Raw genomic sequence first — 14244 nt, 5'->3', positions numbered from 1 at the left:
CGAATCTACCCTCCAGACCAGCTGAACAGCGGAAACAACGTCCTCATAGGACATGTGCTCGATACCACGACCGTCCCGACAGGACGATCACAAAATCGAACAATTGATCGACGGCGCAACGTTTTACGGTCCACATTGGACCAGTCGGTCCCGGTCCACACGCGGTCGTCGTCCGACTTCGGCACCCCGACGGGAAACGGCGACGCCACGTGCAGGACGTACTCGCAGCCCACCACCGCCTCGGGCGCGAGGTCGGCCGTCATCACGTCGTCCAGACCGTCGACCGCCGAGCACCGGTTCCACGTCGCCGGGTGCCGCTCCGGCTCGCGGCGGTCAGTTCCTGGTCTGGTACTCGCGGGCGATGTCGACGAGGAGCTGGTGCAGGGCGAGTTCGGCGGGGGCGCGAAGCCGGTCCTCGCGGTGGGCCAGCAGGACGCGCCGAGCGGGCACGTCGGTGCCGAGGGCAAGAACGCGGACGTCCGGGTTCGGGTTGCGCACGGCCGTCCTCGGCGCGAGTGCGACTCCGACTCCGACGCTGACCATGGCCTGCGCCTCCTGGTAGTCGTTGGCCTCGAACGCGATCTTCGGGGTGAACCCGGCCGCGCGGCAGCTGCGTTCGAGCACCTCGGCCACCGGATGGTCGTGGGCGCGGACGATCCACTCCTCGTCGGCGAGTTCGGACATGGTGGTGAACCGCTTGCGGGCGAGGCGGTGGTCGGCGGCGACGACGAGCACGGTCGGATCGTCCAGCAGCGGGGTCAGGGAAATGCCGGCCACGTCGACGCGGTCCCACGCGTAGTCCCACAAGAGCGCGATGCCGACCGTGCCGTTCTCCAGCAGTTCGACGAGCTCGTCGAACCGGGTACTGCGCACGTCCAGGCGGAGGTCGGGGTACTGGCGGCGGAACCGGCTGACGACCTGGGGGAGCAGGGCGCTGGCGACGGTCGGGAACACGCCCACCGCGACGGTGCCCCGGCGCAGCCCCGCGAGTTCGGCGAGGTCGGCCTCCGCGGCACCGAGCCTCCGGAGGATGTGGCGCGCGTGGCCGGCCAGCACGGCTCCCGCTTCGGTGGGGCGCACTCCCCTGGCCTGGCGGTGCAGCAGGGGTTGACCGGCCTCCACTTCGAGCCGGCGCAGCTGCTGCGAGACCGCCGATGCGGAGTAACCGAGCTGTTCCGCGGCCGCGGTCATCGACCCCGTGTCCACCACCGCCGCGAGCAGCGCCAGGCGCCGGACGTCCAACATGGGCACTCCTCGGGCAAAATTCCGATGCGGCGAATTCACCGATCAGGGACTTCCGTGCAGTCTAGCTTCACGCACCGTATGCGCTCTTGACTGCGACTTCGTGATCCGAGAGTCCCTCCGTGCCGCCGTCGGGACACTCGGAGCCTGAAGCTCTCCTTCACGTATGTTCAGTTTTCCGTGATTGTGTTCATCCTCGGCGCGAGTCACGGTAGCCGTCATTGCCCGGCTGTTTACGACGGTGATGCCACCGTCGCGGAGGAGTGACTGTGCGAGAGATCCCGGCGACGTGGATGCGCGGTGGCACCAGCAAGTGCTGGGTGTTCGAGCGCGAGGTGCTCACGGTGCCCGGTCGCAGCGTGGACGAGGTGCTGCTGCGGCTGTACGGAAGCCCTGACCCGCGCCAGATCGACGGCGTGGGCGGGGCGACCTCCACCACCAGCAAGGCCGTCGTGCTCACCAGGAGCGACCGGCCGGGCATCGACGTCGAGTACACGTTCGCCCAGATCGGCATCGCCGACGGGCGGGTGGACTGGACGAGCAACTGCGGCAACTGCTCGGCCGTCGTCGGGCCCTACGCGCTGAGGCGTGGCTGGGTGGTCCCGGCCGGCGAGGTGACCACGGTGCGGATCAACAACACCAACACCGGCCAGCTGATCGTCGTCGAGGTGCCGACGCCCTCCGGCCACGTGACCGAACAAGGCGGCGACCACATTCCCGGGGTGACCCAACCCGGCCTCGGGGTGCACCTGTGGTTCGTCGATCCGGCCGGCCGGACGACCGGGGCGTTGCTGCCCACGGGCAACGCCGTCGACCTGGTGGACGGGGTCCGCGTCACGCTGCTCGACGCCGGGGCGCCCGTCGTCCTCGTCCCCGCCGTCGAGATCGGCGCGGACGGTGCGGCGCACCCGGCCGCCCTCGACACCCGGGAAGACCTGCTGGACCGGCTCGACCGCATCCGCCGCATCGCGGCGGTCCGCATGGGGCTCGCCGCCGATCCCGCCGGAGCCGCCCGCGCCGTCCCCAAGATCGCCCTGGTGAGCGCGGGACAGCGCGAACGTTCGGACGTGACCGTGCGGATGCTGTCCATGGGACGGACGCATCCCGCGCTGGCCATCACCGGAAGCGTCGCCCTCACCGCGGCCGCGCGCACCCCCGGTACGGTCCTGTCCGAGTTCACCGCCGTCGAGCGGGAGGTGCTGCGCCTGGACACCCCGGCCGGAGTCGTGACGACCCGCGCGGGCACTCGCGACGGACTGCTCGCCATCGGGGTCACGCGGACCACGCGCCGGATCGGCGACGCGACGCTCGTCCTCCCCGACGAAGAGCCACTGGAGCCCTCGCCCACGACACTGGCCGCCGCCTCGGCCGCCTGACCCGCACCGTCCCGCCCCGGGCGGAAGCGTCGGGGCCGACCGTACAAAAAGGACAATGATGTCATCACAGCTGATCGCGATCCTGGTGCTGGGCGGCATGTTCGTGATCGCCACCGTGCTGCCCATCAACATCGGGATCCTCGCGCTGGTCGCTTCGTTCGTCGTGGGCACGTTCGTGTTCGGTCTCGACGAGAAGGAGATCTTCGAGGGATTCCCGGTCTCGCTGTTCATCACCGTCGTCGGAGTCACGTACCTGTTCTCCGTCGCCAAGCTGAACGGCACGATCGACCTGTTGGTAGCGGGCGGGATCCGGCTCGTGCGGGGCCGCGCGATCCTGGTCCCGTGGGTGCTGTTCGCCGTGGCAGCCACGCTGACCGCGTTGGGTACCTTCACCCCGGCGGCCGTCGCCTTGCTGGTGCCGATCGGGATGAGTTTCGCCTTCACCTACCGCATCAACCCGCTGATGATCGGGATGATGGTGATCTGCGGTGCCCACGCCGGGGCGTTCTCGCCGATGGCGGTGTCCGGAGCGCTCGTGTACGGCATCGTGGCCAAGGCCGGCCTGACCGTCTCCCACGCCGCGTTGTTCTTCGCCAGCCTGGGGTTCAACCTGCTGCTCGCCGCCGTCACCTACGCGATGCTCCGCCGCCGCGGCGAGGAGAGCTTCGTCGAGCACCCGGCTGATGGTGACGCGCCGGCCGGGGGAAGTACGCCGGCGCCGGCCGGTGGCGGTGTGGCCACCGCGGTCAAGACGAAGGCGATCACGGTGACCTGGCGCCGGCGCGCCACGCTCGCGGCGTTGGTCGTGCTCGTGGTCGGCGCACTCGCCTTCCACCTGCAGATCGGTTCCTCGCACTGGCTGCGGGTGCCGTGCTCGCCCTGCTCGATCGAGAGAACCTCGGCAAGGCCGTCGAGGGCATCAGCTGGCCGACGATCCTCCTGGTCGCCGGCATGGTCACCTACGTCGGAGTGCTCGAGCACTCGGGCACCATCGGCTGGGTCGCCCACGGCGCGGTCGGCCTGGGGGCTCCGCTGCTGGTGGCGCTCGTGCTGTGTGTCGTCGTCGGCGTCACCTCGGCGTTCGCCTCGTCGACGGCGATCCTCACCGCGACCATCCCGATGGCGATTCCGTTGCTGCTCACCGGATCACTGCCCGTCATGGGGGTCGTCGCCGCCATGGCCATCGCCACCACGATCGTGGACGTCTCGCCGTTCTCCACCAACGGCGCACTGGTCCTCGCCAACGCCCGCGGCGTCGACCGGATCCGCTTCTACCGGCAGGTCGTCTCCTACACCTGCGGCATCGTCGCCCTCGGACCGGTCGCGGCCTGGGCGGTGCTCGTCCTGCCGGGCTCGTTCTGAGGCCGGGCAGCCGAGCTCGCAAGCCGTGACTGCTACCCCAGCAAAAAAGCTCGGCTGACCTGGGTCAGCCGAGCTTGGGTGGTAACTGCTGGTACCCCCGATGGGATTCGAACCCACGCTACCGGCGTGAGAGGCCGGCGTCCTAGGCCGCTAGACGACGGGGGCTTAGGAACTTTCCCTGGTTTCCCAGAGGTTTTCTTGCTGGAGAGAACCTACCAGAAGCGATTTCCCGCTTTGCAGGGGGGTCACTCTCCGCAGCTGGGGTACCAGGACTCGAACCTAGACTAACTGGACCAGAACCAGTCGTGCTGCCAATTACACCATACCCCAGTGAGGTACTGCTCCGGCTGGCCGGTTCAGCACCGCACGAGGAGAAATACTAGAGCACGCCGTTCCGGACGGTGAAGGCGGGGGTGCCACTGCCGCGCTGGGCCGGGACGCCGATCGTGGCGTATTCCGAAACCAGCAGCTCAGGCAGCTCGGCGAGGCCGGCCACCGTGTGGACGCCGTCGGGGGCGCGTTCGCCGATGCGGTCGCGGTCGAGCCAGACCGCGCCCAGGCCCGCGTCGCGGGCGCCGATCGCGTCGGTGTCCAGTTTGTCCCCCACGTGCACCGCCTGGGCCGGCGCGCACCCCAAGCCGAGGCAGACCGTGTGGAACATCACCGGGTCGGGCTTGGCCACGCCGAGCTCGCCGGCGATGGCGACGTGGTCGAAGAACGGCGACAGGCCCAGGTCGGCGATCTTCTTCCGCTGGTGGACGCCCGAGGCGTTCGTCACCGCGGCCAGCATCAGGCCGGCGGCGCGCAGCCACTCCAGGCAGTCCAGGACGTCGTCGAACAGCTGCCAGGAGTGGTCGAGCAGTTCTCTGCGGCGACGCTCGAAGGAGCTCACCTGCTCGGCGTCGGCGAGGATGCCGATCTCGGCGAGGAAGCAGTCGGTGCGCCGCTGGTGCATCGTCGCGTAGTCGAGTTCGCCCGCGACGACGAGGGCGACGTGCTCTTCGGTGATGAGGTCCCACAGCGGCCACAGGTCACCCCGGCCGGTGAGGATGTGGAGGCTCCGGCGGATCGCGGCGGTGCAGTCGATGAGCGTGTCGTCGATGTCCAGGCACACCAGCCGGAGCTCGGGCGGCGCCCAGGGCTCGGACGCCACCGCGGCGGGCGGGGCGGTTCGCGAAGGGGTCCGGGGTACCAGGGCGAAATCCACCCAGTGAGGCTAGGGCAACCGCCGCGTTCGCGACGCTGCCAAAGAGGTGATTGCCGCTCCCCTGTTCCGGCGCGCCGGTTCTACTCCCAGTTGGCGAACCGTCCCCGTTCGTTATCCGCGCCGCACGCGCCACCGGCGACGGCGCCCGCGGCGAAGAAATCGATTCCTCGGTGAAACCCCTTGCCCCGCCTGGGAATCCGCTCCGTCCACAAGGGCACCTCCGCATCCCGCCGCCGGAGCCGCCCGGAACCGGGACACCGTCGGCCGACTGTCGCATTTGGACGGTTTCCGCCGACCGGCCCGCGGCTGCGCGACCATCGCCCGATCAGCGTATCTCCGGTCGCAGCCCTTGACGCGGGTGCCGGACAGGTGCATTCTCAGGTTATTCAACAGGCGATGAATAAGGGAGATGGTCGAGATGACCGAACGCACGAGCTGCGTCGTCATCGGTGGCGGGCCGGCCGGGATGGTCACGGGATTGCTGCTGGCCAGGGCCGGCGTCGAGGTGACGGTGCTGGAGAAGCACGCCGATTTCCTGCGCGACTTCCGCGGGGACACGGTCCACCCGTCGACGCTGACGCTGCTCGACGAGCTGGGCCTCGGCGAGAAGTTCCACGCGCTGCCGCACAGCGAGCTGCACTCGGCCGGGTTCCCGCGGGAAAACGGCGAAATGATGAAGCTGGCCGACTTCAGCCGGCTGAAGGTGGCGCACCCGTACATCGCGATGGTCCCGCAGTGGGACTTCCTCGACCTGCTCGCCGAAAGCGCGCGCAAGGAGCCGACGTTCGTCCTGCGGATGGAAACCGAGTGCACGGGCCTGGTGCGCGAGCAGGGCCGGGTCGCCGGGATCACCTACCGCACCCGCGCCGGGGAGACCGGCGAAATCCGCGCCGACCTGGTGATCGCCGCCGACGGCCGCTGGTCGCTGGCCCGCCGCGAGGCCGGCCTGGTGCCGCGGGAGTACGACTGCCCGTTCGACGTCTTGTGGTTCCGGCTTTCCCGCGGCGACGGTGAGGAAGGCAGCACGCTGATGCCGAAGATGCGGGACCGCCGCTTCGCGGTACCGCTCCCCCGGCCGGACTTCTACCAGGTCGCCTACCTCGCGCCCAAGGGCGACGACCTGCGGAAGGAGGGCATCGAGGCGTTCCGGGAGAACGTCACCCAGGTCTGCCCCGAGTTCGCCGACCGGGTGCACGAGCTGGAATCGATGGACGACGTCAAGTTCCTCGACGTGCGGCTCAACCTGCTGCGCAAGTGGCACGTCGACGGGCTGCTGTGCGTCGGCGACGCGGCGCACGCGATGTCGCCGATCGGCGGCGTGGGCATCAACCTGGCGGTGCAGGACGCGGTCGCGGCGGCGACGCTGCTGGCCGAGCCGCTGCGCCGGGGCCGCCCGACGGAGGCCGAGCTGGCCAAGGTGCGCATCCGGCGCCTCGCGCCGACGCTCATGGTGCAGGGGCTGCAGCGCCTGATGCACCGGACCGTGGTGCGCGGGGTGATGACCGGCAAGCGCAACGGCCCGCCGGAGGCGATGATCAAGGCGTTCGCCCGGTTCCCGCGGCTGTCGTACTTCCCGGCCCGGCTCCTCGGCCTGGGGCTGCGGCCGGAGCACGCTCCGGCGTTCGCCCGGCGGCCGATGGAGCCGGCGGCCAGGAGTTAGACGTTCTCGACCGGGTTGGTCAGGGTGCCGATGCCTTCGATGGTGATCGAGACGCTCTGGCCGCCCTCGATCGGGCCGACGCCCTCGGGGGTGCCGGTGAGGATGATGTCGCCGGGCAGGAGCGTCATGACGCCCGACACGAACTCGACCAGCTCGGGGATCTTGTGGACGAGGTCGGACGTGCGGCCGTCCTGCTTGAGCTCGCCGTCGACCTCGGCCCGCAACGCCAGGTCGGACGGGTCGATCGAGGTCTCGATCCACGGGCCGATCGGGCAGAAGGTGTCGAAGCCCTTGGCGCGGCCCCACTGGCCGTCGGCCTTCTGGAGGTCGCGGGCGCTGACGTCGTTGGCGATCGTGTAGCCGAGGACGACGCTCGCGGCGCGGGCGGCAGGCACGTTCTTCACCGGCTGCCCGATGACGATCGCCAGCTCGCCCTCGAAGTCGACGCGGCCGATGCCCGACGGACGGCGGATGGCCGCGTGGGGCCCGATGACCGTCGTCGACGGCTTGATGAACAGCATCGGGGCGCTCGGCACGTCGTTGCCGAACTCGGCCGCGTGCTTGGCGTAGTTGCGGCCGACGGCGATCACCTTGGACGGCAGGATCGGCGCGAGCAGCCGGACGTCGGCCAGCGGCCACCGCTTGCCGGTGAAGTTCGGCTGGCCGAAGGGGTGCTCGGCGATTTCGAGGACCTGGGCGTCGTCACCGTCGCCTTCGATCGAGGCGAACGCGACACCACCGGGATGAGCAATTCGGGCTAGGCGCACGTTGGTCAGTCTACGTGCGCTCCACCCGTGCTTCAGGACACGGTCGTGCTCTTGTGCACCAGCGCGTCGCACAGGGCCAGCCAGCTGGCCTCGACGATGTTGCCGTGCACGCCGACGGTGGTCCACTCGCGCCCGCCGTCGGTGCTCTCGACGAGCACGCGCGTCACCGCGTCGGTGCCGGGGTGGCCCTGGAGGATGCGCACCTTGTAGTCGGCCAGCTCCACACTGTCCAACCAGGACAGGTGCGGCGACAGCGCCTTCCGCAGGGCGGCGTCGAGGGCGTGCACCGGCCCGATGCCCTCGGCGGTGGCGATGACGCGCTCGCCGCCGACGTGCACCTTGACCGTCGCCTCGGCCATGACCTCGCCGTCCGGGCGGTGGTCGAGCACCACGCGGTAGGACTCGAGCGCGAACGGTGCCTCGGCGGGGACGTCGGCCTCCTGCCGCAGCAGGAGCTCCAGGGAGGCGTCGGCGGCCTCGAAGGACCACCCTTCCGCTTCGAGGCGCTTGACCTTCGTGATCGCGCTCGTCAGCGCTTCGGGCCGGCCGGCAAGGTCGACCCCGAGCTCACGTCCCTTGAGCTCGAGGCTGGCCCTGCCGGCCATCTCGGTGACCAGTACCCGCATGTCGTTGCCGACGGAAGCTGGATCGATGTGGTTGTACAACAACGGATCCACCTTGATCGCGCTCGCGTGCAGTCCCGCCTTGTGAGCGAAAGCCGACGCCCCTACGTAAGCCTGGTGGGAGTAGGGGGCGAGGTTGGCGATTTCGGCAAGGGCATGGGAGACCCGGGTGAGTTCGGCGGCGCCTCCGGTCGGGAGGACGTCCATGCCGAGCTTGGTCACCAGGTTTCCCGTCACGGCGAACAGGTCGGCGTTGCCGGCCCGTTCCCCGTAACCGTTGGCGGTGCACTGGACGTGCGTCACGCCGGCCTGCACCGCGGCGACGGAGTTCGCCACGGCGCAGGAAGTGTCGTCCTGACAGTGGATCCCGAGCCGGAACCCGGTCTTTTCCTTGATCTTCCGGACGGTCTCGGCCAGGCCGAGGGGGAGCTGCCCGCCGTTGGTGTCGCAGAGCACGAGGACGTCGGCGCCCGCGTGGGCGGCGGCGTCGAGCACCCTGAGCGAGGTCTCGGGGGAATGCGCGTAGCCGTCGAAGAAGTGCTCGGCGTCGAGGAAGACCCGCCGTCCTTCCTTCGTCAGGAACGCGACGGTGTCCTCGACCATGGCGCAGGCCTCGTCGACGTCGACGCGCAGGGCGCGTTCGATGTGGCGGAGGTCGGACTTCGCGACGAGGGTGATGACCGGGGCTTCGCTGTCGAGCAGGGCCCGGACCTGCGGGTCGGCGTCGGCGGTGGTGCCGGCCTTGCGCGTCGCCCCGAAGGCGACGAGTGCGGCGTGGCGAAGCTTCAGTTCGCCCTTCGCGGCGCGCGCGAAGAATTCGGTGTCCTTGGGGAGCGCCCCGGGCCAGCCGCCTTCGATGAACCCGACGCCGAGCTCGTCCAGCAGCCGCGCGACGGCGAGCTTGTCCTGGACGGAGTAGGAGATGCCCTCCCGCTGCGCACCGTCGCGCAGGGTCGTGTCGTAGAGGTGGAAGGCATCGCCGAGGGGGGTATCGGCGGGCTCCTGGCGGGTCACGGGTCTCTCCTAGCGTTTCGGGGCAACAAAAAAACCTCCCGCATGGGTGCGAGAGGTTGCGCGCCGGGTGCTCTTGTGGAGCTATCGTCCGGCGCGCTCGTCGATAATGATCGCGAAGCTGGTCACGGTCGCATCATGCCACAGCGGTTCCCGGGAAGTCCACAAACTGGGCCAGACTCCCACCATCCGGGAAGACCGGGGGCACGAAAAGCCCCGCACCCGGCGAGGGTGCGGGGCTTTCCCGGAGAAATCAGCCCGTGCGCACGTTGGACGAAACCAGCGCCGCCAGCCGGTCGCCGATCGCCTGGGTGGCCCCCGGGGAGGCCTGGTCCCGCGTGGCCAGGTCGAACGCCACCGACGCCTCGATCCGCCGCGCCGCTTCCTTCTGGCCCAGGTGGTCCAGCAGCAGCGCCACCGACAGCACCGCGGCCGTCGGGTCCGCCAGCCCCTGGCCCGCGATGTCCGGCGCCGAACCGTGCACCGGCTCGAACATGCTCGGGTTGCGGCGGGTCATGTCCAGGTTGCCGCTGGCCGCCAGGCCGATGCCGCCCGTCACCGCGGCCGCGAGGTCGGTGATGATGTCGCCGAACAGGTTGTCCGTCACGATCACGTCGAACCGGGACGGGTCCGTCACCAGGTGGATGGTCGCCGCGTCCACATGCGAATACGCGACCGTCACCTCCGGGTGCTCCAGCGAAACCTCTTCGACGATCCGCGACCACAGCGAGCCCGCGAACGAGAGCACGTTGGTCTTGTGCACCAGCGTCAGGTGCTTGCGCGGCCGGGCCTCGGCGCGGTTGAACGCGTCCGCGACCACGCGCCGGACGCCGAACGCCGTGTTGACGCTGACCTCCGTCGCGATCTCGTGTTCGGTGTCCTTGCGGATCAGGCCGCCAGTGCCCGCGTACGGGCCTTCGGTGCCTTCGCGCACGACGACCATGTCGACGTCGCCCGCGTCGGCCAGCGGTCCCCGGACACCCGGGTACAGCCGCGCCGGGCGCAGGTTGACGTGGTGGTCCATCTCGAACCGCAGGCGCAGCAGCAGGCCGCGCTCGAGGATGCCGCTGGGCACGCTCGGGTCGCCGACCGCGCCCAGCAGGATCGCGTCGTGCTGACGGAGCTCGCCGAGGACCGATTCCGGCAGCAGTTCACCGGTCGAGTGCCATCGCGCGGCGCCGAGGTCGTAGTTCGTGATCTCCGCCGTCGGTACTACTTCGCCGAGCACCTTCAGCGCCTCGGAGACCACCTCGGGCCCGATCCCGTCTCCTGGGATCACCGCGAGCCGCATCCACACACCTCCGTCGACCAGGCCACCGGCCGCACCGATGGCCCACCGCAACAAAACGCCAGCAGCCGGAAGGTTACCGCCCGTAGACAAACTGCCGTAGCCGCACCACCCTTATGCCGCATCCTCCCGCAGGGTGAGACACCCAATCGGGTGAATGCGAGCGGGGCGCCCCCGGCGGAAATCCGCCCGGAACGCCCCTGCTCCTGCACAAATCGATCTTGCCGCGGACTAGCGGCGACCAGCCCCGATCGGCTGACGCTCGTTCCCCGGCCGGGCGCCCTGCGCCGCGTCCACCTTGACCACGTTCGCCCGGTTTCCCGCGGCGTTGTGGTGTTCGATGGCCAGCAGCCCGAGGGCGTTGTCGGCCGCGGCCGAGGCCGCGTTCCGCGTCACGACCAGCGCCGTACCCGGCTTCGCGACGTAGCCCAGCGCGGCGTCGCCGCCGCCCTGCACCGCGTAGCCCGGCGCGAGCGCGTCGAACGAAAGCGGCGTGCCGACGTAGTCGATCAGCCCGTTCGCCGTGCCCGGCGCGACGTAGAACCCGCTGACGCCCACCGTGTAGGAGATCCGGTGGCTGTCGGCTCCCGCGTCGATGCCCAGCGCGGCCAGCGAAACCGGCAGCGTGAGCACGTTCGTGTCGAACACGTTGGTGTCGACGTCGCCGAGCTGGCCGTTGACCGCCTGGACGTCGACGGTCGGGAAGCCCGGGGTCAGCGCGACCGTGGTGGCCAGGAGCACGTCGGTCGACGTCGCCTTGGTCACGTAGGTCTCGAAGTCCGGCTGCCCGTCCCCGGTCGTGTCGATGTCGACGAACGGCGAGGTGTTGCTGCCGATGTTCGCCCAGTCACCCCAGGTGGACAGGCCGAACGCGAGGATCGCGTTCTCCGGCTCGCCCTGGGCCTTCGCCAGCGGCGCGGTCGACGCCGCACCGATGTAGCGGAGGTCGCCGCCCTTGGCCGTCTTGTTCAGCGTGCAGTCGGTGACCACGTCCGCGTCGCACTCGGGCAGCTGCGGGGACTCCGCCTGCAGCTCGAGCACGCTGATCAGCGAGCGGTACCGCTGCGCGCCGGCACCCTGGTCGACACCCTTGCCGGTCAGGTTCAGCACGGCCTGGGTGGCGTCCGGCCCGAACTTCACCGACGGCGGCGTCGAAATCGTCGACGCCGGCTTCGGCGCGGAGTAGACCGAGACCCGCAGCGGCACCTTGGCCCCGCCGACCGGGGTGAAGGCGACGCGGCCGGAGGCGTCCGCGACGAACTGCCGGGCCAGGCCGGCCTGGGTGGCCTGCATGGTCGGGTCCATGACCTTGCGCAGGGCCTTCGGGTCGGTGATCTTCAGCGTCACCTTCACCTTGGCGGTGCCGCGCGGGGTCAGCTTCACCGTCTGCTTGTCCACTGTGTACTCGACACCCGGCAGCGCGTTGACCGCCTGGTAGGCCACCGAGTACTCGGCGGGCGTGACGCCCTTGTTGACGAGCTTGATCGTCTTCGACAGCGTCACCGGCCCGGACGCCTCGACCGTGCCGAAGCTGACGCTCACCGCGCCCGGGTCGTCGACGACGTAGGCGAGCACCTGGTTGTCCAGCGCCGCCTTCGCGTCGATCCGGCCGCTGCCGACGCGCTGCGGCGCGTAGGTGTGGCCCGCGCCGTCGGAGACGTCGTGGCCGGCGGTGTCGATGACCGCCGCCTTGACCTCCTCGACCGACCAGTCCGGGTGGGTCTGGCGGATCAGCGCGGTGATGCCCGCGGTGTGCGGCGCGGCCATCGACGTGCCCGACAGCACGGTCCGGCCGTTGCCGCTGCCGCGGAAGGCCGAGGTGATCGTGTCACCGGGCGCGGCGACGTCCGGCTTGAGGGCCGGGCCGCGGGTGCCGCGCGAGGTGAACGAGCTCGGGGTGTCCACGATCGTCTTGTCGTAGGTCTGGATCGAGGCGCGCCCGGCGCCGTAGAGCCGGACCTCCAGGGTGCCCGCGGTCAGCGCCGCGCGCAGCGTCTTCGTGGCGGAGCCGGTGAACTGGAACACCGGGATCGCCGCGTTGCCCGCGATGCCGGCGCCGAAGTGCTCCAAAGTGGACGAAAGGAGCGCACCCTTCGCCCCGGCGGCCTGCGCGTTGTTGGCGCGCCCGGCCGAGCCGCAGGCGCGGGTCGAGTCGTTGTCGTCCCACTCCAGCCAGACGAACTTGCCCGCCGCCTTCGCCTTGTCCTCGGCCGAATACGGCGCGCAGCCCGCGGCGTTCGCCGCCGACAGGGCGACGACCGGCGCGGTCACGTCCAGGGTGTCGTAGCCGGTGTAGTTCTGGCTGTACTGGCCGGTCTTCTGGCCCGCCGCGGTCGCCGGGGCCTTGACCTCGGCGGCGTCGCGCAGGATGCCCGCGTCGCGCGTGCTGGCGACGGTGAGCGCCTCGGGCGTGCTGCCCGGGGCGCCGGCGACGTCGTTGATGTCGCCGCCGTTGCCCGCGGAGATCACCGGCAGCACGTTGTTCGCGACGAGCTTGCGCACGAACAGCGAGTCCGGGTCGTCCGGCGCGCCGAAGTCGGAGCCGAGCGAGAGGTTGACGATGTCGAGGTGGTCGGTGAAGTCGCCGTCGCCGTCCGGGTCGAGCGCCCAGTCCAGCGCCTGCGAGGTGACGTTCGTCGAGCCCTCGCAGCCGAACACCTTGATGCCGTAGAGGAGCGACTTCGGCGCCGTGCCCGGGCCGATCTGCATCGCGTCGACCTTCTTGGCGTCGAGCTTCTTGTAGTCGCCCTTGAAGGTCTTGCCGTCGGCGGTGACGCCGAAGCCGCCGATGGTGCCGGCCACGTGCGTGCCGTGTTCACCGCAGGCGAGCGGGTTCGGGTCCGGCTTCGGGGTGGTCTTGCCGGGAGTCGCGGCGTCGTAGTCGTCGCCGACGAGGTCGATGCCGCCGACGACCTTGGCGGTCGGGAAGAGCGGGGTCGGCTTGGTGCTGTCGACGCTCTTGTAGGCGGCCTGGGTGCCGGGGCCGCCGAAGTCGGCGTGGGTGTAGTCGATGCCGTCGTCGATGACGCCGACGCGGACGCCGTCGCCGAACTTGCCGGTCTGCTGCCAGGCGGCGAGCGTGTTGGTCAGCTGCGCAGCACTGGCGTTGGTGCGCGTCTTCGGGACGACCGTGCGCACCGCGACGACGTCCGCGCGCTTCGCGACCTCACGCAGCTTCGCGGCGTCGGCGGTGACGACCACGCCGGGAACGGCGTTGGCGGTCTGGGTGACGACCTGCGGCTTGGCGTCGGCCGCGCGCAGCTGGCCGACGACGGAGTCCACCGCGGCGGCGGTGTCGGCCTTGGCGGCGCGAGCGGCCCGCTTGGCCTGTTCCTTGCCCTGCGGCTGCGTGGCGGTGAACGCGTCGACAGCCGGCTGCTTGGCCAGCTCGACGAACGCGGTGACCCGGCCCTGCGCGGCCCCCAGGCGCGGCGGCAGCTTCCCCTGCAGCTTCGCGTCGTCGATCTTGGCCGGTGCGACGCCGTCGGCGAGGGGCAGGTTGGGAATGGGCACAGTGGCTGCGCTCGCCGACGGCGCCCCGAGCGCGGCCGCCAGAACGACGGCGAAGGCCGCCGTCGTGGCGCGCGCGGGGAGGCGGGATCTGCTCATGAGTCGGCCCCTTACTCGAGGTCTGGACCCGAACCTGCCTGCCGCTCCTGACACCCCCGACGGTGAAGCGCGGCACAGCGCCGTGCCCTCGACGACGCG

Annotated in this window: 9 protein-coding genes, 2 tRNA genes and 1 pseudogene; 4 read left to right on the top strand and 8 right to left on the bottom strand. The window is 70.4% G+C overall.

Annotation, left to right across the window (positions count from 1 at the left end):
- Positions 1-333: 333 nt before the first annotated feature.
- Entirely contained in the window at positions 334-1245 is a 912-nt protein-coding gene (locus ACLJQE_RS25845; protein ID WP_410641936.1) for a LysR family transcriptional regulator, read from the bottom strand.
- Positions 1246-1511: 266 nt separating this feature from the next.
- Here ACLJQE_RS25845 and ACLJQE_RS25840 point away from each other — a divergent pair, with 266 nt between their 5' ends.
- The 3 genes and pseudogenes from ACLJQE_RS25840 to ACLJQE_RS25830 all read left to right on the top strand — a co-directional run bounded on the left by ACLJQE_RS25840 (position 1512) and on the right by ACLJQE_RS25830 (position 3980).
- On the top strand, positions 1512-2618 hold the full coding sequence (locus ACLJQE_RS25840) for a PrpF domain-containing protein (RefSeq protein ID WP_410641935.1): 1107 nt from the start codon (positions 1512-1514) through the stop codon (positions 2616-2618).
- Positions 2619-2673: 55 nt separating this feature from the next.
- Positions 2674-3063, top strand: a pseudogene (locus ACLJQE_RS25835) (C4-dicarboxylate ABC transporter); the annotation flags it as partial.
- A gap of 425 nt (positions 3064-3488) precedes the next feature.
- Positions 3489-3980 (top strand): SLC13 family permease, encoded by a 492-nt coding sequence (locus tag ACLJQE_RS25830; RefSeq protein WP_410641933.1) that lies wholly within the window; start codon positions 3489-3491, stop codon positions 3978-3980.
- Positions 3981-4069: 89 nt separating this feature from the next.
- Here ACLJQE_RS25830 and ACLJQE_RS25825 read toward each other — a convergent pair.
- The 3 genes from ACLJQE_RS25825 to ACLJQE_RS25815 form a co-directional block, all read right to left on the bottom strand.
- A tRNA-Glu gene (locus ACLJQE_RS25825) sits at positions 4070-4145 on the bottom strand.
- Positions 4146-4238: 93 nt separating this feature from the next.
- Positions 4239-4310, bottom strand: a tRNA-Gln gene (locus tag ACLJQE_RS25820).
- Between the two features lie 49 nt (positions 4311-4359).
- Positions 4360-5094 carry an HAD family hydrolase gene (locus ACLJQE_RS25815; protein ID WP_410642123.1) on the bottom strand — a complete coding sequence of 245 codons (735 nt, stop codon included), beginning with the start codon at positions 5092-5094 and terminating at the stop codon, positions 4360-4362.
- A 502-nt stretch (positions 5095-5596) separates the two neighbouring features.
- Here ACLJQE_RS25815 and ACLJQE_RS25810 point away from each other — a divergent pair.
- On the top strand, positions 5597-6847 hold the full coding sequence (locus tag ACLJQE_RS25810; protein ID WP_410641932.1) for an FAD-dependent oxidoreductase: 1251 nt from the start codon (positions 5597-5599) through the stop codon (positions 6845-6847).
- On the opposite strand, the gene ACLJQE_RS25805 is transcribed toward ACLJQE_RS25810, so the two are convergent.
- From ACLJQE_RS25805 to ACLJQE_RS25790, 4 genes are all read right to left on the bottom strand, one after another.
- On the bottom strand, positions 6844-7614 hold the full coding sequence (locus ACLJQE_RS25805) for a fumarylacetoacetate hydrolase family protein (protein ID WP_410641931.1): 771 nt from the start codon (positions 7612-7614) through the stop codon (positions 6844-6846). The two genes, ACLJQE_RS25810 and ACLJQE_RS25805, sit on opposite strands and share 4 nt — an antisense overlap.
- Before the next feature lie 32 nt (positions 7615-7646).
- Positions 7647-9251, bottom strand: a complete 1605-nt coding sequence (gene cimA / locus ACLJQE_RS25800) for a citramalate synthase (RefSeq protein WP_410641930.1) — start codon at positions 9249-9251, stop codon at positions 7647-7649.
- 250 nt (positions 9252-9501) lie between these two features.
- Complete coding sequence (locus tag ACLJQE_RS25795) at positions 9502-10539, bottom strand: 3-isopropylmalate dehydrogenase (RefSeq protein WP_410641929.1); 1038 nt, start codon at positions 10537-10539, stop codon at positions 9502-9504.
- 228 nt (positions 10540-10767) lie between these two features.
- On the bottom strand, positions 10768-14145 hold the full coding sequence (locus ACLJQE_RS25790) for a S8 family serine peptidase (RefSeq protein ID WP_410641928.1): 3378 nt from the start codon (positions 14143-14145) through the stop codon (positions 10768-10770).
- Positions 14146-14244: the final 99 nt, after the last annotated feature.

The sequence above is a fragment of the Amycolatopsis sp. lyj-346 genome, assembly GCF_046548975.1.
Classification (GTDB): Bacteria; Actinomycetota; Actinomycetes; order Mycobacteriales; family Pseudonocardiaceae; genus Amycolatopsis.
The sequence above is the reverse complement of the archived record's forward strand: the minus strand, read 5'-3'. Positions and strand labels throughout refer to the sequence as shown.